The sequence below is a fragment of the Arcicella sp. GW821-FHT09D11 genome (genome assembly GCF_059416265.1).
Window position 1 is genome coordinate 1 of the sequence record NZ_JBWKOV010000017.1, and the last position, 23175, is coordinate 23175.

General features: G+C 33.6%; 21 protein-coding genes. 10 read left to right on the forward strand and 11 right to left on the reverse strand.

The window, feature by feature from the left end; translation table 11 throughout:
* Together AC07N0_RS22810 and AC07N0_RS22815 are read right to left on the reverse strand one after the other, a co-directional pair.
* The coding region (locus AC07N0_RS22810; protein ID WP_494591145.1) for a helix-turn-helix domain-containing protein at window positions 1-330 on the reverse strand (330 nt) is incomplete at its 3' end.
* A 2-nt stretch (window positions 331-332) separates the two neighbouring features.
* Complete coding sequence (locus tag AC07N0_RS22815) at window positions 333-878, reverse strand: hypothetical protein (protein WP_494591146.1); 546 nt, start codon at window positions 876-878, stop codon at window positions 333-335.
* Window positions 879-1242: 364 nt separating this feature from the next.
* Between AC07N0_RS22815 and AC07N0_RS22820 the strand changes: the two genes are divergently transcribed.
* Window positions 1243-2016 carry an N-6 DNA methylase gene (locus AC07N0_RS22820; protein WP_494591147.1) on the forward strand — a complete coding sequence of 258 codons (774 nt, stop codon included), beginning with the start codon at window positions 1243-1245 and terminating at the stop codon, window positions 2014-2016.
* A gap of 109 nt (window positions 2017-2125) precedes the next feature.
* Here AC07N0_RS22820 and AC07N0_RS22825 read toward each other — a convergent pair whose 3' ends face one another.
* The 3 genes from AC07N0_RS22825 to AC07N0_RS22835 are packed head-to-tail and all read right to left on the reverse strand — an operon-like array spanning window position 2126 to window position 2781.
* Window positions 2126-2290, reverse strand: coding sequence for a hypothetical protein (locus tag AC07N0_RS22825; RefSeq protein ID WP_494591148.1), 165 nt, complete (start codon window positions 2288-2290; stop codon window positions 2126-2128).
* Window positions 2291-2317: 27 nt separating this feature from the next.
* The gene (locus tag AC07N0_RS22830; protein WP_494591149.1) at window positions 2318-2611 is read right to left on the reverse strand and encodes a recombinase family protein; all 294 of its coding nucleotides are present in this window, start codon (window positions 2609-2611) and stop codon (window positions 2318-2320) included.
* The gene (locus tag AC07N0_RS22835; protein WP_494591150.1) at window positions 2596-2781 is read right to left on the reverse strand and encodes a recombinase family protein; all 186 of its coding nucleotides are present in this window, start codon (window positions 2779-2781) and stop codon (window positions 2596-2598) included. Before AC07N0_RS22835 ends, AC07N0_RS22830 begins: the two co-directional genes overlap by 16 nt.
* 363 nt (window positions 2782-3144) lie before the next feature.
* On the opposite strand from AC07N0_RS22835, the gene AC07N0_RS22840 reads away from it, so the two are divergent.
* Complete coding sequence (locus tag AC07N0_RS22840; RefSeq protein ID WP_494591151.1) at window positions 3145-3348, forward strand: hypothetical protein; 204 nt, start codon at window positions 3145-3147, stop codon at window positions 3346-3348.
* Window positions 3349-3437: 89 nt separating this feature from the next.
* On the opposite strand, the gene AC07N0_RS22845 is transcribed toward AC07N0_RS22840, so the two are convergent.
* From AC07N0_RS22845 to AC07N0_RS22870, 6 genes are all read right to left on the reverse strand, one after another.
* Entirely contained in the window at window positions 3438-5789 is a 2352-nt protein-coding gene (locus tag AC07N0_RS22845; protein WP_494591152.1) for a DUF262 domain-containing protein, read from the reverse strand.
* A gap of 2 nt (window positions 5790-5791) precedes the next feature.
* Window positions 5792-7123, reverse strand: a complete 1332-nt coding sequence (locus AC07N0_RS22850; RefSeq protein ID WP_494591153.1) for a PIN-like domain-containing protein — start codon at window positions 7121-7123, stop codon at window positions 5792-5794.
* A 219-nt stretch (window positions 7124-7342) separates the two neighbouring features.
* A complete protein-coding gene (locus tag AC07N0_RS22855) occupies window positions 7343-8116 on the reverse strand; it encodes a hypothetical protein (protein ID WP_494591154.1) in 774 nt (257 codons plus the stop codon).
* Between the two features lie 63 nt (window positions 8117-8179).
* Window positions 8180-8917 carry a ParA family protein gene (locus AC07N0_RS22860; protein ID WP_494591155.1) on the reverse strand — a complete coding sequence of 246 codons (738 nt, stop codon included), beginning with the start codon at window positions 8915-8917 and terminating at the stop codon, window positions 8180-8182.
* Between the two features lie 12 nt (window positions 8918-8929).
* Window positions 8930-10102: a replication initiation protein gene (locus AC07N0_RS22865; RefSeq protein ID WP_494591156.1), complete on the reverse strand. Its 1173-nt coding sequence runs from the start codon at window positions 10100-10102 to the stop codon at window positions 8930-8932.
* Between the two features lie 803 nt (window positions 10103-10905).
* Window positions 10906-11514, reverse strand: a complete 609-nt coding sequence (locus tag AC07N0_RS22870) for a hypothetical protein (protein ID WP_494591157.1) — start codon at window positions 11512-11514, stop codon at window positions 10906-10908.
* A gap of 154 nt (window positions 11515-11668) precedes the next feature.
* Here AC07N0_RS22870 and AC07N0_RS22875 point away from each other — a divergent pair, with 154 nt between their 5' ends.
* The 8 genes from AC07N0_RS22875 (at window position 11669) to AC07N0_RS22910 (ending at window position 23135) form a co-directional block, all read left to right on the forward strand.
* A complete protein-coding gene (locus tag AC07N0_RS22875; protein WP_494591158.1) occupies window positions 11669-12343 on the forward strand; it encodes a hypothetical protein in 675 nt (224 codons plus the stop codon).
* Between the two features lie 112 nt (window positions 12344-12455).
* On the forward strand, window positions 12456-14003 hold the full coding sequence (locus tag AC07N0_RS22880) for a type IV secretory system conjugative DNA transfer family protein (RefSeq protein WP_494591159.1): 1548 nt from the start codon (window positions 12456-12458) through the stop codon (window positions 14001-14003).
* Window positions 14004-14037: 34 nt separating this feature from the next.
* On the forward strand, window positions 14038-14823 hold the full coding sequence (locus tag AC07N0_RS22885; RefSeq protein ID WP_494591160.1) for a hypothetical protein: 786 nt from the start codon (window positions 14038-14040) through the stop codon (window positions 14821-14823).
* A gap of 170 nt (window positions 14824-14993) precedes the next feature.
* Entirely contained in the window at window positions 14994-17747 is a 2754-nt protein-coding gene (gene mobF, locus AC07N0_RS22890) for a MobF family relaxase (RefSeq protein WP_494591161.1), read from the forward strand.
* Window positions 17731-18129: a hypothetical protein gene (locus AC07N0_RS22895; RefSeq protein WP_494591162.1), complete on the forward strand. Its 399-nt coding sequence runs from the start codon at window positions 17731-17733 to the stop codon at window positions 18127-18129. The genes mobF and AC07N0_RS22895 overlap by 17 nt, the downstream gene beginning before the upstream one ends.
* Window positions 18130-18951: 822 nt before the next feature.
* Complete coding sequence (locus AC07N0_RS22900) at window positions 18952-20940, forward strand: tetratricopeptide repeat protein (protein ID WP_494591163.1); 1989 nt, start codon at window positions 18952-18954, stop codon at window positions 20938-20940.
* Window positions 20937-21266 carry a nucleotide pyrophosphohydrolase gene (locus AC07N0_RS22905; protein WP_494591164.1) on the forward strand — a complete coding sequence of 110 codons (330 nt, stop codon included), beginning with the start codon at window positions 20937-20939 and terminating at the stop codon, window positions 21264-21266. The genes AC07N0_RS22900 and AC07N0_RS22905 overlap by 4 nt, the downstream gene beginning before the upstream one ends.
* Window positions 21267-21281: 15 nt before the next feature.
* The gene (locus tag AC07N0_RS22910) at window positions 21282-23135 is read left to right on the forward strand and encodes a DNA/RNA helicase domain-containing protein (RefSeq protein ID WP_494591165.1); all 1854 of its coding nucleotides are present in this window, start codon (window positions 21282-21284) and stop codon (window positions 23133-23135) included.
* The last annotated feature ends 40 nt before the right edge of the window (window positions 23136-23175 follow it).

Consider the following 23175-nt stretch of genomic DNA (forward strand, 5'->3'; position numbering starts at 1 on the left):
TTTATATACGTTAGGGGCTTTTTCTCTTTTCTGTTCGTAATAACTGGCCAGAATGGGAATATCTAGGATAGTTTGTAGTTTGATTTGCGTATCAATTGTAAGATTCTCTTTACCACTGACTATTTTGGAAATTTGTTGGGGGGTTACTTCCATTTTTATGGCTAGTTCCTTTTGCGTCCAATTAAGTTGGTCAAGTCTTTCCAACACTTTCAAGGCAATTTGTTGAGATTCCCTAAGCATAGCTCGGTTTCTAATACGCTCTCTATTTTTATCGAGCGTATTAGTTTTTTCATCAGAAATCAGAGCTAAAAATTTTTCTTTATTAGTCATGTTTATAAATAAACAAGCTCATAAAATGAGCTATCGTCAAATACACCATTTTGCTGTAAATACGATTTTGCATTTTTAAGTTTTATTAGTTCTTGTGCAGTACCAGGGTGCTCCTGCATTGTTTGACTCATTTTGATAGCGCCCCCTGTAATTAAATAACAATCATGATCTATTCTAACGGCATATAACCGTAGTAGATTGTTTCTTATTTTACCTTTTTGTAAGGAAAGAGTCTTACCATACTCCGAACCTTCTAACGGCTGAAAATATTGTCCATAAGAACCATTCCCTTGTTTTAAATCTTCTAGAAGATCTTGAATTTGCTCTGCATTTTCTAAGATTCTTTCTATAAATCCTCTAGTATTTTGTATTTGATTTTGTTCTGCGAATTGATGAAGATATCCAATATCACTCCATAAATTCATTAAATTTTCGAATTCATCATATTCCTTATTCTTATCATGGAATACAAATAATTTGCCTTCTACTAAATCAACTATTCTCATAAAATTATCCAGAGGTTCCACCCGTCTGGTGTTCAATTGCATGTCTAATTAAACATGGCATTTTTGTTGTTAATTTTTGCATAAATTATTTAATATAGTTTAACGAATCCTAAATGGGTTAATTTCTAATCAAAGGTACAAATATATTTAATACAAACAACCTGTAGGTTAATTATATTATTATTTATATATATTTTTTCTTTAAATTATTAAATTTTAACCCTATGCACCCCAAATACTATTCCAAAATTTATAAAAACTACTCTTTGGGATAGTCATTATTCACAAGATGTTATGTACTAATAAATCTATCCAATAACTCACTTATAATTGGGGTTTTATTTATTCCAGTACTTATGATATACTACAATCATAGGTATAAAATAAGAGCATTATTATGCAGGACATGGTTAAATCGATTAGTCAACTTTCATATCGGCACAGTACATCAAAAATATTTGCTGATTTCGTTGAAGTGTCGGCAATTGCCTTGAGCAATGCCGTAGATAAAACACATTTTGAAGAAAGAGAAAAACGCTATTTGGACATTGTAAAGCAATATAAAAAAGAAGACTTTAGTACATTTACTCAACTATTAGGAATGCTCGTAAAGCACTTACATGATACTCCCCAAGATGTGCTGGGTGAGATTTTTCATGAGTTAGAACTACATAATGAACGCAAAGGACAATTCTTTACGCCATTTCCCATTTGTCAAATGATGGCAAAAATGATTATTGGGGACAATGTTCAAAGCATCATTGACAATAAAGGCTTTATAACCCTCTCTGAGCCTTGTTGCGGTACTGGCGCAATGGTGATAGCAGCAGCAGTAGAATTACATGCCCAGGAGGTCAATTATCAGCAAAGTATGCATGTCACAGCCATTGATTTAGATGCCACTTGTATTCATGCCGCTTACGTCCAGTTTTCTTTGCTTCATATCCCAGCAACACTTATTCATGGCGACACACTGACCTTAAAAAGATATAGTCAATGGCACACACCTGCCCATATTCTCGGTTTTTGGAAACAAAAAATAGAAAGGAGTAAAAAGGAGAGAGATTTAATGGAATTCGTTACTAATCTGCCTAAACAAGAAGTAGTAGATCCTATAATCCAGAAAGAATCTAATAAGCAAACACGACCAAATTTAGGAACACAGCTTACTATTTTCTAGAAAATCAAATTTTGACTTGAAGAGTATTCTACTTACCAATCCACTATTTCAAAAATATATCTAATTGGTCATTTCATGAGACAATAGTTAGTACCTGTTTTATTGTTTTTTACTGCTTTTGCTCATACACCCTCATTATCAAATTATGAACTGTATCTAAATGCCAATTTGAGCCTTCTCGATAAGTGGGAATTGAACGGTTATTTAACTCCGCTTTTAAGGCTCTGATTGTAGTAAAGCTTTCGCTCTTTAATTGCTCAATTACTGGCTGCATGGTTTTAGCAAAATCATCTGCAGATTTTTAATTTTGCTTTGATAAAACATTTTTACCACGTTTGCCTAAAATTACTCCTCGGTGCTTTGCCACTTTTAAAGCCTCTTTAGTTCTCGTTCTTATCTGCTCCTGTTCATGTTCGGCAAAAGCTGCGAGTAAATGAAGCATCAGGGGGTTTGTGTGGGAGTTATCAACGGCTACGAATTCAACCTTACTTTCCATCAGGCTTGAAATAAAAGCTACATTTCTGCCTAAGCGGTCAAGTTTGGCAATTACTAAAACCGCCTTTTGTTTCAGGCACTGTTTTATTGCTTCTTGCAACTGTGGGCGATTGTTTTTTTGGCCCTTTCAATTTCTGTAAATTCTCCAATTAAATTCCATTCCTTAAAATTTGTAAATTGTTGAACCTTATCGTTCTGAGCTTCTAAGCCTAAACCGCTTTTCCCTTGTCGGTCGGTTGATACTCTGTAATATGCAATTACTTTTCCCATTCTATGCTCAAAATTTTCAGAAAATTACTACTTTGTTCAGATATATACCCACGTTTATATCCGAACTAAGATAAAAAGCAATGAGAAAGAAACGTTTTTTATTTCGCCAAATAAAATTAAACATAAACTCAAAGGCTTATTGCTGGGCTGGGACAGAGTGCGTGGGCAGGAAATCAATGTGCCGTTACCGCTTGGCAAGGGTCTGTAAATGGGAGTAAAGTACCTCTGTTGTAATCTTAGGCTTGTACGGTTAGAATTGCGGATTGCAAAAGTGGTACGTTGGTGTGATTGGTGCAAAGAAATTTGAGCTTAAAGTTTTAGAGCCAAAAAAATTTATTAAGTGCTGTTTAACAAAAAATCCTATTGAAAATAGGAAAATATATTAGAATAAAAAATGCACAAAATAATAAAGCAAATATTCAAGCAACGGAACTTGGAACCCAATATAGAAATATTGGCATGACTTATGCAGTAATAGCAGAAAAATTAAACAGCCCTCACTATCAAACACGAAGGCAAAAAACATTTGATGGGAAAGCTGTTTATAGGCTTTTAAAAAGGATGTAAACAAATACTATTACTGGTAAATAATTGCATTTATATTTGTAAACTCTGAGTATAACAAAAATAAATTAATTTTAAACCCCGAATAATAGCTACGAAATATACTTTTGTTTTAAATCATTAATTAAAGAGTCAAAACTTTCTATCGAACTTTTTCCTTGTTTTATTAATTTGAAAATATTTATGGTATCGTTCTTTAAATCTTTTTTGTTTTTCCTAATTACTTCTATATCAAATTCATTTAAAATAAGCCATAATGTGTAAAAATCTTGAAGTGTTCTTCTAAAGTATCTCTTTTTGATTGGATTGAAAAATTCATCAAATGCTTTCTTTTTATCCAAATCACTTAAACTATTTTCCTCGCTATCCATTTCGAGTAATTCTTGAAAATTTGAAATGAATATTTCTGTATGTCTAATAGCCTCATAAAGTTTATTTTTCGTTTCTTCGTTTTCTGAAACTTCCTTCAATAGGTAAGTTATAGCCGCCTTTGGAATTCTTATGCTTGTTTTTTCATTCCTTTGATACTTTTCTATTACTTTTCTTTCTTTAGTAGGATATAGTTTATTATATTCAAGAAATACAAGAGATGTATATAGCTCTTCATTTTCCATTCGGTCGCCAGTATCATCAAGAAGAAGATATCTGATGTAAAACCATTTTTCATGAGAGCTAACATTTGATTTAATTTTTTTAATTACTTCAAAATCAACCCATGAATTCCACATTTCGAAAGAATTTTCTAAAATAGGGTATGGCTTGTCATTTAATCTGATAAATAAATCAACAGGATTGAAATTAGGATTGAGTTTTTCCTCGATTTCAACAACAGATAGTCCAAAATCCAAAATTTTATCTTTTAGTTTAACATCAAGAGCATCAAATGTACTTGAATTTAGTTCATTCAATATTCGTAATTTTCTTAAACTAAAATTATGATTTTTGGGTGTAACGGATTTTCCAGTTTCTGACATATAATCAGTACCTAAAAAACCTAAAATTGTTAATAGTCTTTGTTGTCCATCAATTACCTCTGAAATGTTATCGTTCTTTTTGAAAATAAAAATTGCTGGCAACGGGATTCCAAGCAAAATACTTTCAATTATTCCCGATGCTTTTGTTGAATTAATTACTTCTGCTCGTTGATAAGAGGGTCTAACTACAAATCTACTTTTACCCATGAGCCTTATAATATCATCAATGGATTTTCTTGATGGCTGAGGTTTTGTTATTCTTAAGTTTTCAAGTTCACTGAGCTGATTTTTGGTTTCACCTGATTTTTTTAATTCTTTAATTTGCTGGGTTGACTCCAAGTCACCAAGAACCCTAATATTAATTCCTCCCAAATCATAATTGACTCTAAAATAATCACATGTGCAAGCATATCTCTCCATAGTATCTTTATAATAATGATATTCGCTCTCATTATATTTGTCAATATTTTTCGATACATACTCACCAAAATTTTTATAAAAATTTTGCGTTTTTAGTTCAACAAAATCGAATGATTCTTCTTTTTCAAGTATGAAAAGCTGCCATAATAATGTTTCAAAAATTAACCAGTTAAATTGTAGATTAGATTGAGTTAAATACTTTTTTAACTCATTTATGAGATTAATCTTTGTGATTAGTTTTTGATAAAAAAGTGTTGAATTCTCAATTTCATTATTAACATAATATTCATATGCTTTTTCAGTCAAAAGAGTTCTTTCACTGCTTCTTGCATAATATTTAATAGGATAAATTGATAATGCGAGAATTTTTCTTATAAAATTTAATATATCTTCATCCTTTACTTCTTTTCTCGCTTTTGGGAAGAAAATGTCTATTATATTAGCTTTTAAATTATGGTCTTTCTTTATTTTTTCTTTTAAAAAAGTTGATAAATCATCATCATCATATTTAGCATTGTCAATTTCAACATTTTTTAATGGAGTAATACCTGAGTTATATCTCCTAAAAATTTCTTTTTTGATTTCATCTTCTAATTCTACACTAATTCCCTCCTTCACTACTTTAAACTCAAAAACCCTAATATTAGCCTCATCGAATAGGTCTTTAATCATTAATGGTTCTGTTCCTAATTGATTGTACGATTTCCTTGCTAAATCTCTCAAATTTAGAAGCCCTTTACTTGTTAAAGTAATTTGATTTTTTCTAAATCGATAAATAGTTTCAAAACGCTGTCTTCCATCTATGACTTCAATTTTATCCCCACTATTAAAAAAAATTAATGGTGGTATTTCTGTCCCTAAAAGGATACTTTCTATAAAGTAAGTAGCTTTGTGATGGTCCCAAACATAGTTTCTTTGATAGTATGGTTTATAATTTATTTTGTTTAGCATCCTCTCGCTAAACAAACTATCAATTGAGGTAGAATAGGTTTCAATTTTCAAATAGGACTTAAAAATTTCTTCGAAATCTTGTTCTTTAAATGATGACATAATTATGATTTTATTCTGTGGAATGCTTCATTTTCTAAATCAATAAAACCAAATACATACTCAATTAATGGATTGGTTTGGGGTAATTTATCAAGATAATAGGAAAGGTCTTCTAATTTTTCTATCGTAAAAATAAGAATATATTTATTGATAGGAGAATGTGTCAATATAGACTCAATTCTTTCAATAATATTTAAAATATGGTAACTTGATAATTTTAAACCTCTAATTTCAATTCCGATATCTTCAAATTTGCTACGTAGTAAGAAGTCAACACGAAAGGATTGATTATTCAAAGTCAAGCCATGTTCAAATAGAATTTCAGAATCTCTGAAAGATTCTCTTAACCATTTTTCAATTGCAATTTCTACTTTAGTTAAATGAAAAGTTGAAACATTTTCGATGTCCCTGAGAGCTACTTCATCTACTGGTTTACAGAATTTACTCGCTACATGAAAAAAATCAGAGATAGAATACATCCAAAAGTTCTTATGAGTTGTGCTATTAAACTCTAAAATTAACTCTTCTCTTGGTTTTTCAATTTTATCTGCCCTACTGTTGAGACGATAGCACCAATCTATTTTTGTATCTTTCGTTACATAAATTACATTTTTATTATTCTCTTTTGCATACTTTAATATTTCTTTCCAAATTATTAAATCACCATATTTAGAAAGTCCCTCTTTCTTTTCATCCTCATATCCTGGAGGAATTTTATTACTATATCTAAAACAACCCTCTTGAACAAACTCAATTTGCTCTAAGAATGTAAAACCATTTCCAATTTCAAAATATTGATTTATTATATTCCAAATCTCATCGTCTTTGCGTTCATTAAATTCGCCAATTATTTGATTTACTTTATTTTGAAAATTCTGGTAGAAAAGTAAATATTCTTCATGAAATTTTTTAAATGATTTTTCGGTAAACTCATCTATTATATTTTCTGAGAGATACGGATGTTTTCTATCCTTTTTAGTTTTACTATTTAACTCTTTTAATTGTGTTTCAAAATCTGATAAAATTTTTTTTGTATTACTAAGATAACCACTTTCTTTATTACCTTGTCTTTGGTCAAGTAAGTCTTTGTATGATAAAATTGGGGCAAGCCTCTTTTCGCCTCTATGTTTTAGAAATTCAAATTCAACTTGTGAAGGAATCCAAAGTCTTTTTTGTAAATTTTTGAAGATATTATCTTTAATTTCTTGAACTGTCGTCTCTGTGTAATAGTATAACTCTATTAAAGCTGATGTATCGAAAATTATAACTGCCTCCTCCCATAAACTATCTTCAAACTTACTTGAATATATATATCCATAATTGTCTTCTCTCATATATTTTGTTTAAATACTATTTTTGTATGGCTTTTGAAATTTAACTATTTTAATAAACTATTATATCCTTGGACATTAGCCATTTTTCTGACAATTGATATACGGTTGTAAAACAACTACGACACAGGTTAATTGAGTATCCTTTTTTTGTTGCCGTTCATTGACTAGTCTTCTAATTCAAGCGTCAAAGACACCTGTTATTGACCCTCCCTCCTTTTTTCAAGCTTTACGAATTAACCCCAATTCCTCAGCTTGCACTAAAGAAATATATGCTTTGTATGTTTCGGTAATTTCAGAAGTGTCTTGATTCAGTGATTGCCAAACTGAAACTAAATCATTTTCAATTAAAAAAGCACCTTTAATTTCAATCAAAATTTGGTCTAGCTTAGCTTTCTTTATTTTCTCTCTTATTTGTTTTACTAGAACATTTCTTTGTTCTATTTCAGGGGATACTTCTATCACACTATTATCTAGTTCTTTTGCAATACCATCAATCATCTTTGCTGTGATTACTTTCCCAGATGACTGATTTTTTTCTAATGCTTTTTCCCAGACTTGATTTCTAAAGTCTTCTGGAATTTTGCTCAGAGCAGCAGCATGAGATTCCTTTGTAGGAATTATAATTTGAGGTTGGTCCTCTATCTCATTTTTGTCGGAAATTTCCGACAAAGTATTTACCACAGCCGCTGCATCCATCAATTCATAGGCTCTTTGTCTTTTTAGATTCCATCTATCTCGACAATAGCTTTCAAATGTTGTGAATTTTTCTCTATATAGTTTATTATTCCTAATTTCAAAAAGTGCATTTCCAACTTCAACAAAAGTATTTAAACCTTTTTCGATGACAGACTCGCACAATAACAATCTATCTACTTCTATTGTATTCAACGCTGAAATAGATGTTTCCTCTTCAATCTGAGGCACAATATCCATTACAAGAGACTCGCTATGCAAGTCCCTTAACAAATCATTACTAAAATTTTTCTTTGCCATTTTATGCTAAATTAAACAACAATAATTCCTCTCCTACTATTACTTTTTCCAAAAGTTTATCTTCTATTGACTGAGCACCTCTTCACAAAGGACCATATAATCACTGGCACCTCTTGACTCTGGTGCATATTCAAAAATACTTTGAGCAAATGCTGTACATTCCATCAAAGATACATCTTGGCGAATATTAGATTTATAGAGTTTGATGTCGGAATTTTCCGACAGTTTTGTATAAATCATCTGACTGAATTTTGTTCGCATATCAAATTTATTCAACAGAATTCCGCCTAATTGTATATGAGGATTCATTCGTTTTCTGATTTTAGCACATAGTTGCAAAATCTCATCTAAGCCAACATAAGCAAAATTTTCACCTTGAATAGGTACAATAAAATAATCGCTTGCCACAAGTGCATTTACTGTCAAAGAACCCAAACTTGGTGGACAGTCAATTAAAACGTAATCATAATCCTTTCCCTCAAGTTGTTCTTGTAAGAAATATCCTGAGTCTGGTTCCATGTTAATTCTATACTCAAAACTCAAAAGTAATCTACTGGATGGTAAAATATCCAACGTCTCTTTCTTAATCAATGTTTGTTCAAACGTTGATTCTCCTACTAATAATTCCCCAATATGATGAATGTTATTCTTTACTCCTAAAGCTATGCTCAGGTTACATTGGGCATCGAGGTCAATAAGCAATACCTTAAATCCTTTATGAGCCAATGCTGCTCCTAAATTCAGCGTAGTAGTTGTCTTACCTGTGCCTCCCTTATTATTGGTAATTGAAAATACTTTCATATAATTTTTATACTAGTCTTTAATTAAATATTCTTCTCCATTGATAAGCTGTAACCTAAATCCCTCAGCTAATAGAGAAGCAACATAACTATCAAAATCTTCTGCGGATGCTACCCCCCTTTTTAGCATTGCGGTAAATCCTTCTTCCTGCTCTTTTACTTTTAATTTAACTGCTGGTTGGCTGGCTTCTTTACTTTTTATAGAAATTGGTTGCTTATAAATTTTATCATTTTTCTGATTCATATATGCTTCCATTAAATGCTGTTTCGTAATAGCAGAGTAGATAGCGCCGGGCAGAGACTTTATACTCCCTTTGGATTTTTTTTCTTTTAGTTCCTTAATAACATAGTGAATATAATCTTGGTCTATTTTTCCACTATTGAGCATTTCGCTAATTTCTTGCATAGAATTTAGGCTTACGCCTATCTCAGATAACAAACTCTGAAGATTATTCGGCAAGTTCAGCTCTTCTTCCATAGGTAACGAAAGCTGCCTGTTGATAACAAACTCCACCTGTTTCACAGAACGCCCTTCCTTGATTTCATTAAAAGAAAAAGCCATATCTGTTTGTGTCAACTCACGCTGAGAAACTAGTAATACCCATTTTTTAAAATCATAAAAATTTGGGTACTGCCCTTCAATGCCCATCATCGTTTTTAAATCATCAACCTTTAAGCTGAAGGTATTTGAATTATAAGCAAACGACTTCAATAACCAATAAATTCGATACGAATAATAGCTACGCAATTGAAGAAGTACTTTAATTTCTGCAACAGTAAAGTTTCCCTTCAATTGTAAAAGATAGGGCTTAACAAAGCTATTTAACTGGGCAACAATAAAACCAGAGCCGTCTTTATAACGGCAAGTAGCCATCAACGGGTCACTGATAATTTCACGTTTACCATTGTTGTCAACGGTCTCAACTGTAATAACTTTGCTGGATAATTTGATAACAGCTTCTTTGACATCTTGATATGCTTTCCCTCCATCAACATTCGAGGAAACCTCTGAGATAGGAATTCTGCATAATGAAAAATCGGTGTCCCCTTTATTTATACGACCTAATAAAGCAATGAAAAGGCGAGTTTCCATCAACGACATATTGAATCTTGCTTTTACTAATTCATTGTGTTGTGCGACCGTTATATCTGATTCTAGAATTGTAGTTTTCTTTTGCTGTCTCATAGATTCAAAAATAATATTTTATTGCGAGAAAATATCAATCGTCTCGCAATAAAAAAATATAAATTTAATTGACGGGGTTTTCCTCGTAGTTCATACGGGCAAAAATCAATCTAAGCACCCTGAACATTCATCAACCGCACTTGATATTGAGGTATTTCAAGACTGACGGGGTTTTTCTCGTAGTTCACGGGGTTTTTCTCGTAGTTCACGGGGTTTTTCTCGCAATTAACGGGGTTTTTCTCGTATCTAGACGGGGTTTTTCTCGTAATTAACGGGGTTTTTCTCGTATCTAGACGGGGTTTTTCTCGTAGTTCAATTTCACAATTGATTGATTATAAATATCTTACGGACATTTATTTATACAATAGTATAATAGTAGTAATAATAGTATAACTACTAAAATTAGTTAGATTTTATATATTTTAAAAAATGTAAACAAATGAAATAATCCGTGACGGGGTTTTTCTCGTAGTTGAATAAACTAGAGTTTAGAAAAATGTGATCAAGTAGGAGGGAGCAAATAAAAAGAAAAGTAACGAAACGATAAAAAACTTTAGCTTTATATCGTGACTTCAAACACATTTTAAAGGATATTTATGAGGCTGGTTTATTGATTGTCTATTCTTGGATATTTTTATATCTAGGTTACTTTCTAGCTTTTCTAGGTTACTTTTTTCTGCATCTTAGTTACTTATTGTGGAAATTTTAGAGCAATAAAGTCAGGATAGATTGAAAAAGAAATAATAAAATTGTGTACAAGAAAATCGATATTGAACATGATATATGCACTATTTCATGAAGATTTAGTCCATATCTTTATCAGGCTCTATCATATCTTTTGTATTTTCATCAAAGTCTTTCTCTTGTGGATAATCGTATTGAGCCATAAAGCTTTCAGGGGAGTTTTTAGAGGGTGCGTCTGATTTTTCTGGTTCGTTATGGGCTGGTTCAGCTTCTTTTGTTTTGTCAGGCGAAAATTGTCTATAATGAAGACTCTCCATGTAATTAAAGGATGATTTCACATCTTTTTCATTCCCTTTGATGTCTTTCATCTGTTGATTATCAAGATTCTTGAATTCATTATTACTGAATTGGTAATCTACAGTTTCTCGTATTTTCTGTGCTTGTTTAGGTTCTGAATTGACTAGCCCCTTCTCCATACTTTCATTAAACCCCTTTTGTATTTCGTATTTTTCCTGATTTAACCGTGCGACTTTCTGAGCGTTATTTTCACCGTAATTAGGGTTGCTATAGTTTGGAGGACGAAAAGTTAGCTGAGGGCCTCTATCAGGTCTTGTGTTCTGTATTTCTTGGTCAATTGCCTCTATTCGAGCCTTAGCCTCTTTAAAAGGTTCTTCAAGATGATTTAACTCTTCTGGAAATATTCTTTCTTCTTCTTTTTTGGTTTCCATACCCTGAGAATTTATCAATTTTAAATAGGACATTCTAAATTAAGAAAAAAATGAATCCTTTTGTTTTTTTGCTTCTATTCGATTAAAAAATCATTGAATTAACCATAGAATATGCTAAACTAGCCAAGTTGTTCCTTGCGTTTGAGGGTATAAAATGTTCACTGAATCAGAACAGGATTTAATCGACAATTGCTTTGGGGGAGATGCCGAAGCTTTTATTGCTGCCCATATCAATTCCAAGCGAAAAACACTTAAATGGAATGACCTTGTTGCGACTGAAAAAGTCTTTCCTGAATATGCCTTAGATGCCCGTAACCTCATAAAAAGATTATTAGGCTATCTTCCTCCTGATTATCTTACTATTCCATACGAAAACTTTATAAGAGCTATCGTGCATCGTTATCATAGTGGCGGTATTTCACAGGATGAAATGCTTGAACAAGCAGAAGAGTATATCAAGCTTATCCGCAATAAAGATATGGAGACCCATAGCAGTCTGTACTATTCCAGAGAAGTCTATCAACGGTATTTTGACTATTTGCCCGAATTCAAAGAAATCGTCAGAGAAAGGCTTACCCTGTTTCTGGGTTATGAAACTCAGTTAGAACACTCCGTCATTCCAGAGACCTTACTAAGAGAATGCTTTTTAGATGATAAGTTCCATCTTCAAGAAGGCATACTTTCTTCAACGGATATACAGGGGATAACCATTATTAAATATCGAGAGGCTTTATTTAAATTCGGTAAGGCAAAAGCGGATGACTCTGCTTTGATAGCGGTTGATTTATGCTATTATTTGTTGAAGAGTAAAAAACTGAGCAAAATATAATAGCCTAACAAACAACTTGTTACATTTTTTAAAATTATTGCAAAAAATATTTGTAATTATCCTATTTTAATATAGTTTTACTATATGTTTTACCCATATACATCTTGGTATAATGGACATTCACGACCTAGACTTTCCAATTTTACAATTCCCCTCTTCTGCCCATGAACAATCAACATGGACAATACGACACGCTGTTGAAGGTGTGCAGATATTTGGTGGCATTGGATCTGGTAAAACTTCTGGTTCTGGCAGGATGCTTGCTCTTAAATACCTAAAGGCTGGATTTGGTGGATTGGTTTTAACCGCCAAACCAGACGAAAAAGAGTTGTGGCAACAATACTGTGCAGAAACTAACCGAACGCAAGATTTGGTTATCATCGAACCCAACGGAAAATACAATTTTAATTTTCTAGAGTATGAATCTACGCATACGGATTCTAATGAAGCCATCACCGAAAATATCGTACAAGTATTAAAAACGGTTATTCGTGCTGGTGAAGAAAAAGATAGTGGAAAAGGAGATGACCCTTTTTGGGAATCTGCTTTAGATATGCTTATTTTCAATGTGATTGACCTTTGTAAAATTGCTTACGGTTCTGTTTCAGTGCAATTGATGTATGATATTGTTCAGACCTTACCAAAAGCAAATGAGACAATTAATTTGGAAGATGAATCAGAAAGTGAAAAACAACAAAACCCAAAAAAAGAAGTTAAAGCATTTGAAAAGGCATACCTATTAGCTAGGAACATTGTTTTTAAAAAAGTAAAAGCATGGTATGAGTCTCTCTCTATGCAACAACAAAACCTATTTAATGATACTGACCCAGAATTATATAATCAAGCTGTTTTGGAAAATGTAACGGAAACTCGTTTGATGAAATTTCTAAGCGAATTCTTTTTTGACAGTTTTAAGAACCTTAGCTCAAAAACACGCTCAATTATAGAATTCACGTTCTCTGGCTTTTTATTTAGATTACTTCGAGAACCTGTGTATTCCATGTTCTGTCGGCATAAATCCAATATTACGCCTGAGGATTGTTTGAATGGAAAAATCATTATCGTTAATCTACCCGTAAAAGTCTATCACAAGGTGGGGCGTGACTGTCAGATACTCTTCAAATACATTTGGCAGAGAGCAATGGAAAAGCGGAATATAAAACTTAACAAAAGACCTTTATTCCTATGGGCAGATGAGGCTCAAAACTTCTTGCATGAGCATGATGCTGAATATCAGGCTACGGCAAGAAGTAGTCGCATTTCTACGGTGTATATCAGCCAAAACCTACCCAATTACTATGCGTCAATGGGTGGTCAGAAAGGTGAATACCGTGTTAAAAGTTTTTTGGGGACGTTAGGTACCAAGATATTTCACGCCAATGCAGATATAGAAACGAATAAATATGCTTCCGAGTTAATTGGAGATGCGACCTTCTTTGACCCATCAAGAACCATCACTACTTCAACAGAATTTTCACAAAGCGATAGTCTATCACTTAAAATTGACAGGCAAGTAAGACCAGAAAAATTTATTAGTCTTAGGACAGGAGGAGAAAGAAATAATTATAGAGTGGAAGGCTATTTTCATCGACAAGGTGACAGTTTATCTGGGAAAAAGAATTTTATTAAAATGGACTTTGACCAATTATTTAGACCATAGGCAAAGATTTTTTTAACTTAAACCACCCCACACAATGAAAAGAAACCTGTATTACCACACCGTATTCCGCAGAAAGAATTGGATTAAAGAAATTATTTTAAACACTTTTTTAGACATGGCTTCTGCTCCAAGATTATTATTGGAAGTATTTACCAGAACTAAATTTGGAGAACGCTATTTTTCATTTTCAACAGCTATCGTTCTGACAGTAGCATTAGCATTCATTCCAGTTATCGCCTCTAACATACCAAGTTATAATGCTTATTCTTTTAGGAGAGCAGAGACTGGTTTTGGAACAGCTTTTCTTAAGCATTTCACTTGGTATGGTTACCTAGGATTATTTATGTATCAATGTATTAAGCGTAGAGAAGAAATAAAAAAAGAACCTTCCGTTTTTGATTTTGCTCGTTTCAGTCTATCTGCTGGGGTAATCAATCCCGTTTTTTATGAGTTTAAAATCAATGGTGAAAAACCTACCCATAGACAAGTTTCTATCTTGCTAGAGCCCGGCATTTTCTTAGGCATTGGTATTGTATTGGCTATCCTTCAACAGAGTGTAGGCTATTTACTCATATTTTCTAGTATTTGTTACTCTTTGAGTTGGAAGGGTGCTTATTACAAAGGAGACCAATTTGTCATGGACAAGATTGATGAACTGATTTCTAGTGAAGAGCTGGTTGATTCATTCGTCAATGGACGAAGACCAGAGGAAACCCGTGGTTTTGAAACCTACGGTAAAAAACCTGAAAATACAGATTTTAGGCGCAAAGTCGCAGATAGCTTTTTTGAAGACGAAGATGAGCCTGTGCAGGTATATTAAAGCTCCTAAGCTGTGCTTAGGGAAGACGTCTGATGAAATTTATTTACTTAATACAGTCTTATTCCTCGGCACAGCTTTTTACGACTATCTGATTTATCCAAGATGAACAGGCAATAACATCAACAGAAACATTCCCTGAGCGTTGTAGAGTATCCTTAAAATCCCTGAGCATGATAAGAATGATTCAAAGCACCTCGGCTGCTCATGCGAAAGCCTACTTCTCTGAGTCTCTATCTAAGTCGGATTATTATATCAACGACCAAGAACTCAATGGGCATATTCAGGGAAAATTGGCTGAACGTTTAGGGATTAGCGGTATTGCCACCAAGGAGGCGTTTTTTGCCCTCTGTGAGAACGTGAACCCAGCGGATGGTACTCCGCTGACCCCCAGGAAAAGAGAGGAACGGACGACAGGCTATGACATTAATTTCCATTGCTCCAAATCCGTTTCCATCTTGCACTCCCTGTCCAAAGACAGTCATATCCTCGATGCTTTTCACGAAAGCGTAAAGGAAACCATGCAAGATATTGAAAAGGATAGCAAAACCCGCATCCGAAAAAACAATGTTTACGATGACAGAGAGACCCAAGAATTAGTCTGGGCTGATTTTATCCATCAGACCGCTAGACCTGTAGAAGGTCATGCTCCAGACCCTCATTTACACGCACACTGCTTTGTCTTTAACGCTACATGGGATGAGCAAGAAAAACAAATCAAGGCTACTCAGTTTAGAGATATTAAACGGGATATGCCCTATTACCAGACGATGTTTCATAAACGCCTTTCAAATAAACTGATTAAACAGGGTTATCAAATCCGAAGAACAGAAAAGTCCTTTGAAGTGGAAGGTGTTCCTAAAAATGTTATCTCCCTATTTTCAAAACGCACGGATGAAATAGGTCGTATTGCCAAAGAGAAAGGCATTACAGACGTTGATGAACTCAGTGCCCTTGGTGCAAAAACTCGTTCAAAAAAGCAGACGGGTTTAAGTATGTCTGAATTAAAAGCTGAATGGAAACGACAAATCAAAGAATTGGATAAGAATGGACAAGAGGAAGGCGAACAAGGAAATATTCGCTTTGCTCCTGAAAAAGAAAAAACAGCAATTACGTCTAAGCAATGTGTTGATTATGCCGTTGAACATGGCTTTGAAAGAGCTTCTGTTTTGCATGACCGCCGTTTACTGGAATCAGCTTATCGCCATAGCATTGGTGATGAATCCATTTCTATGGATGAAATCGACAAGCATTTTAAGGAAGATAATCGGATTCTTCGTGTGAAAGAACAGTCTAAAATTCTATGCACGACCCATGATACGCTCAATGAAGAAAAGTGGATGGTCAAGCTGGCAAAGGAAGGAAAAGGGAAACTTAAACCCCTTTATACAAAAGTGCCTGAACTTAAATTAAATGGACAACAAGCACAAGCCGTTAACCATGTGCTTACAACCACCAATCGGGTATCCATCATTCGTGGCGCAGCAGGAACAGGCAAAACAACCTTGATGCAAGAAGCTGTAGGCTTAATGGAAAAAGCTGGCAAAAAAGTAATAGTGGTTGCCCCGACCGCACAGGCTTCTCGTGGTGTCTTGAGAGAGGAAGGATTTGAAAAGGCAGAAACGGTTGCCAAGCTTTTGACCGACCAGAATATGCAGAAGCAATTAGCCAATCAAGTTTTATGGGTTGATGAAGCTGGATTACTTGGCACAAAAGATATGACTTCATTATTGGAGATAGCCAAAAAACAGAATGCCAGGCTTATTCTGGGTGGCGATACCAGACAACATTCAAGTGTTGTCAGGGGGGATGCTTTGCGTATTCTGAATACCGTCGGTGGTATTAAAACCGCAGAGGTAAGTAAAATCTATCGCCAGAAAGATGAATATTATCGTTCAGCCGTAGAAGACTTATCCAAAGGCAATGTAAAAGATGCCTTTCAAAAACTCGATAGCATGGGTTCGGTAAAAAGTGTTTCACCGCTAAAGCCCAATGAAGCATTAGTCAGTGACTATGTGGAAGCCATTAAAAAAGGGAAATCTGCCTTGGTAGTTTCGCCAACGCATCAACAGGGAGATGAAGTCACTGATGCCATCCGAAAGAAACTAAAATCCGAAGGACTCATTGGCAAAAAGGAAATCAAAGCGACAAAACTCAATAGTCTTAATCTGACAGAAGCTCAAAAAAGTGATTGGAGAAACTTTGAAAAAGGACAAATCATTCAGTTCAATCAAAACAATGCTGGCATTAAAAGGGGTAGCCTTTGGACTGTGCAATCCAGTGCTGAAAATGAAGTCATGATTAGTAATGAAAAAGGTCACGCTGTTCCGCTTCCTACTCAAAAAAGTAGTGATTACGATATTTTCTCAAAAGGCGAAATGGCTATTGCCAAAGGCGATAAGGTCAGAATAACCCGTAATGGTTTTGACCAAGAGAAAAACAGGCTCAATAATGGACAAATTCTTGAAGTGGTTTCGGTTAGTAAAAAAGGAGATTTTATACTACGCAATGCTATCAGCAAAGGAACGTATAAACTTAAACAAGATTACGGTCATATCGCCCATGCTCATTGTGTTACTTCCCATGCCTCACAAGGGAAAACAGTAGATGAAATCTTTATTTCTCAGCCAGCATCAACTTTTCCAGCGACGGATGCCAAGCAATTTTATGTTTCTGTATCCCGTGCCAGAAACCGTGCACACATTTACACGGATGATAAAGAGCAATTGCTTTACCATGCCTCAGAGCTTGGTGAAAGACAATCAGCCATTGAGCTTGTCAGTAAGAAAAGCCTAACCGATGAAATGATTCACCATCAAATACGAGATGATTTGAACCGCACTTCTCCAGAGCCTCATAAAATAAAGCAAGCAGAAAAAGAGTCACTAATAAAATCAAATTACGAAGATTATGAGCCAAGATTATAAACTACGTTACGACCAAATACGGGAAGGAGACCCGACAAAATCCAACACCCCTGCCCCATCAAAGAGAGATGAATCAATGGAGGTTTATCATACACCAAGCCATGCTCGTAACCTGTGTCTAGTATGGCTTGATGGCAAGCGAATGTTTTTCAATTACGCTTATCTGGTATCTGGGGAGTTTTCAGCAAATGGAGCAAAGAATGTTATCCTGCTTCATTTTTCTTCTTATACCGTTCAACTGCAAGGGTACGGCTTAGAATCTGTTTTTATGAGTATTCTTGACTATACTCCTAAAATAATCGCAATGACCGATGAAAGATATGTAGTAGATTACTCTGAGATGGTAGTAACAGGCATTAGTGTTGAGAAAAAGAATGAGTAGCCTTGAAAATAGAAATTTAATTGCAAGAAGAATGAAGATGTATGGTCAAGGTTATCAAGCCCATCAAACCATTGATAATGTTAAGTAGAATAACCGTAAAATAAGAAAAGTAAAATAGTTTTGCTCTATTGATATGATTTGTCCAAGTTGCACTTACTTATAAGACAAGTTTAATTATAAAACGCAATTAAATTTTTTTGTATCATTGGAAATGGGCTTATTAGTGGTAAGTAGTATATATCAAAAGAAAAACGAAATAGTAATATGCTTAGAGTAGGGGAGAGTTGCAAGCGTTGGGGTATCGGGATTGAAAACCACCCAAGCAAGAGCCAAGCGAGATACAAAGTGATTTTATCAATAAGGTTCGCCCACTATTTGAGCAGGAGCAGGGGAGGGTCAGCAATTGAAAGTAGAATTGTTGGAATTAAAAGAGCAACAAACTCAAGAGAAACAAGACCTTAATTTGCAGGTTAGCGAAAACAAGATCAGCAGAAAGGAAGCCATGCATGCGACCCTTGAGATTAGTAAAAAATATACTCAAAAAATCGAAGAATTAAGCGAAACCTTACATACATTGTGAGTTGATTTAAGAAACCCATAATTCCGTAAAACCACAAATACAGGAATATGGGTTTATGGGATTGAGGGTTTTATGCAGATATACAAAAAATTCGTTCTTCAACAATCAAGGTAATTGAAATAGTTCTATACTACGTATAAAGGCTATTATTTAAGGAATTGAGCCTTGCAAATATCTATGTAAAAGATTATTAAAAACTAACTACCTTTGAAGAAATTTTATTTTACCAATTAAAAAGATTTATGATAATTACACACTTTATAGATGACTTTCTTCTTGAGCTTTTTCCACAAGCTCAAAAAAATGGCACGTTGGATAAAGACCAGTTAAAAATATTTCTTGAGTCATATTATACTCAAGCCGGTATTAAACCAGAAGTATCTATTACTGACACCTTTGTAACCATAACTATCGATATCCCTAAGATTTCAGCACAAGAAAATGATTTTAGGAGACTCACAAATTTGTGTGACAGAGGGAAATTTGCTGAAGCTAAACCATTAGTCGTTCAATTAATCAAAAAGAATCCTACTAATTCTGAATATTATAGAATTTATGGTCAAATTTTGTCGGATGAAGGGAATGTTGAAGAAGCAATTAATCAATTAATTGATGCATTATGTTGGGATCCCAATAACAAATGGGCATTGATTATGATGGCAAATATTTTTGCAAGGAATAAAAATGATATCCAAACAGCAATTAAATATTATGATCAAGCAATAAAAGTTGATCCCAATAATAGTATAGCAATCAATAATATTGGTGCAATATTGATGGAAAAGCGTGAATTTACTGAGGCAAAAAAGTATTTTAATAAAGCACTTCAGATTGATTCAACATACCCTAATACTTATTTTGGACTAAGTCTTATTTTTCAAGAAGAAGGGGACTTGAAACAGGCACTTCAAGAAGCAATACTTTCTTTGAAATACAGTAGTAATGGAACACAGTTATATAATAATGCACTATCTCAGGTACTAACTCTATCTCAAGAACAAATCAAGGTAACTGATATTGATCCAATCGTTAAAGGTTATGCTGCAAAATTAGAAGCGGAAGGAAATACAGAAATTGAAATACAACTTGATGAAACAATTCCAACTTCAGCGAAATTAGAAATTGCGGAAAATTATAATAGTGATAAACATGTAATTAAATATAAACCAGGAAAATCAGGTTTCCAACACCTTATAATGCATGAATTAGTGCATTTAGATTTGGTTTTAAAAGCAAGAGCGGAGAAAGTAAATAAATTATACACAAGCACACAAGAGTCAAAAAGAAAATTCTTAAAAGCTTATGAGAAAGATATAGAGAAACTTTCTAAGAAGGGAATTAGTGAGGGAAATATTGCCAATTTTATGTCAGAGATGTTTGATGGATTGAATAGACAGGTATTTAATACCCCAATCGATTTATTTATTGAAGATTTTCTTTATAATGAGTTTCCTCAACTAAGGCCATTTCAATTAATTTCATTATATTTAATTAATAGAGAAGGAGCTGAAGCTGTAACAACAACCAAAGGCTTAGAGCTTGTGCCATCGCAAATATTAAAAATAAGCAAGATATATAATATCATTAACTCATTACATTTTCAAACATTATTTTCGATTGATTTTGTAAAAGAATTAAAAGCTACTCAGATTGAGCTCGATCAGGCAAAAGGTATGTATGAAGAATACTTAGAATATCGTAATGATCGAGGAGCAGGGGAAGAATATGAACTTGTCCAGAATTGGGGAAATGATTTAAAAATGTCACCATATTTTGAAATAGTTGATGAAGATGATTACAGGAGAAGAAGTAAAGATGTTTTGGGTAGATTAGATGAAATTGAATCAGATCCTTATAATTTACGATATGATCCATATAGAGAGTCCCAGATGAAGCAATTCATTGAAAATCACTCTAATCAAGAAATAAATATGGCTGTTACCATGTATATGGTTGGAGCATTAGAAAAATATTACTCAAAAAGCCCTTCTGAAATTCAACCAGTTGCTTTTGAAATTGCTCAAATTGGTATAACAGGTATTTCACCCGAAGGTAAAAATTATAAAGTTTCATTTTTCCCAAAAGCTAATTTTACAGGATATCAACTTTTAGCATATTACTATATAACGTGGAAATTATATAATCCTGAAATGCATAAAAAGCTGGGATTACCATTTGATAAAGAGTATGAATTAGCTTTGCAGTTTTATCAATTACAATCCAAAAAATGAAAGAAATAGAACTTATTACTAACCGTCTAATTGAATTTAGGGATGATAGGGATTGGGAACAATTTCATAATCCGAAAGATTTAGCATTAGCAATTTCAATTGAGGCAAATGAACTATTGGAAGCTTTTCTTTGGAAAAATCATGATGATGTTGCGAGAGAAAAAATTGAAGAAGAGTTAGCAGATGTATTTTCATATGCTTTTTTGATGGCAGAAAAGTATGGATTTGATGTATATGAGATAGTAAATCGTAAAATAGACCTCAACAATAAAAAATATCCCGTTGATAAATCAAAGGGCACAACGAAAAAATATACAGAGTTTTAACCTAATACTTTAAACATGATTGTTTATCAAGCCACTAAAGCACAATTCAATAATGATGTTTTGACAAATAATATTGATAATATTATTTTAAATGAGTTCGAAAAAAAACTTCAAAAAAGCACATCTCTTTCAGAACAAAGGTCATGGAAAGAATCTATGTCATTTATGGATAGGATATTATGCACAAGTGATATCCCTGATAATTGCGGTGTTGTAATTGAATTTCAAATCCCGATGACCTCAAAAAGGGTTGATTTTATACTAACAGGTCAAGACCATACAGGAAAAGACAGTGCAATCCTGATTGAACTTAAACAATGGCAGTCTGCTGAACTTACAGAAAAAGACGGAATAGTTAAAACCAGATTTCAACATGGTAATGCTGAAACCAGTCACCCCTCCTATCAAGCGTGGTCATACGCTACGCTTCTCGAAAACTTTAATGAGACAGTTCAGAAGGAAAACATTCAATTAAGACCTTGTGCATATTTACATAACTATGTAAATGATACAGTTATTAATAATTCCTTTTATAAGGAATATATTGATAAAGCCCCCATATTCTTGAAAGATGACGCTCTTAAACTTCGTCAGTTTATTTCTCATTTCATGAAGTATGGAGATGAGAGCAAAATCATGTTTCGTATTGATAGTGGAAAAATAAAGCCTTCAAAGGGACTTGCAGATAGCATGGTGTCAATGATTAAAGGTAATGAGGAGTTTGTGATGATAGATGACCAGAAATTGGTTTTTGAGCAAGCAATGGCTTTGGCTAAGCAATCCAACGGTAGAAATAAAAACGTCTTAATTGTTGAAGGAGGACCAGGCACAGGAAAATCAGTAGTAGCAATTAATTTATTGGTTAAATTAACAAACAGAGAAATGCTTTCAATGTATGTATCTAAAAATGCAGCACCAAGAGCAGTATATGAGAATAAACTAACAGGAACATTAAAGAAAAGTCAGATTTCTAATTTATTCAAAGGCTCAGGTGCATTCATTGATACTCCAATGAATACGTTTGATGCTTTAATTGTTGACGAAGCACATCGTTTAAATGAAAAGTCAGGTCTATATGGTGTTGATGGAATAAATCAGATAAAGGAGATTATTAATGCATCAAAATTTTCAGTATTTTTTGTAGATGAAAATCAAAAAATTCATTTAAAAGATATAGGAGATAAAGAAGAGATTGAGAAATGGGCAAAAGAAGCTGGAGCAAACGTATACTATAATCAGCTAAGTTCACAGTTCCGTTGTAGTGGTTCAGATGGATATTTGGCTTGGTTGGACAATATACTTCAAATAAGAGAAACGGCTAATATAAATGTATCTGATTTGGGTTATGATTTTAGAATATTCGACGACCCCAATGAGATGAGATCCGAAATTGAAAAGCTCAACAAAATTAATAACAAGGCGAGAATGGTTGCGGGGTATTGTTGGGAGTGGGCGAGTAAGAAAAACCCTAATGATTATGATGTAGTTATTCCGGAACACAACTTTGCAATGCGCTGGAATTTAACGAAGGATGGTAGCCTTTGGATTATTTCACCAGAGTCAGTTAATGAGATTGGTTGTATACATACTTGTCAAGGTTTAGAGGTAGACTATATTGGTGTTGTGATAGGAGATGATCTTGATATTGAAGGTGATGAATTATGGACAAGACCAGAAAAAAGGGCTAAGTCAGATATGTCTATTAAAGGTTATAAGAAGCTTTTATTAGAAAATGATATGTCTTCAGATACCTTAGATAAAATTATTAAGAATACATATCGTACTTTGATGACAAGAGGAATGAAGGGTTGTTTTGTATATTTTACGAATAAAAAGGTTGAACAGTATTTTAAAGAAAGAATGAGGTAAAACACTTTGCCGTGTTTTCGACCGAGGAAGTACAGTATAA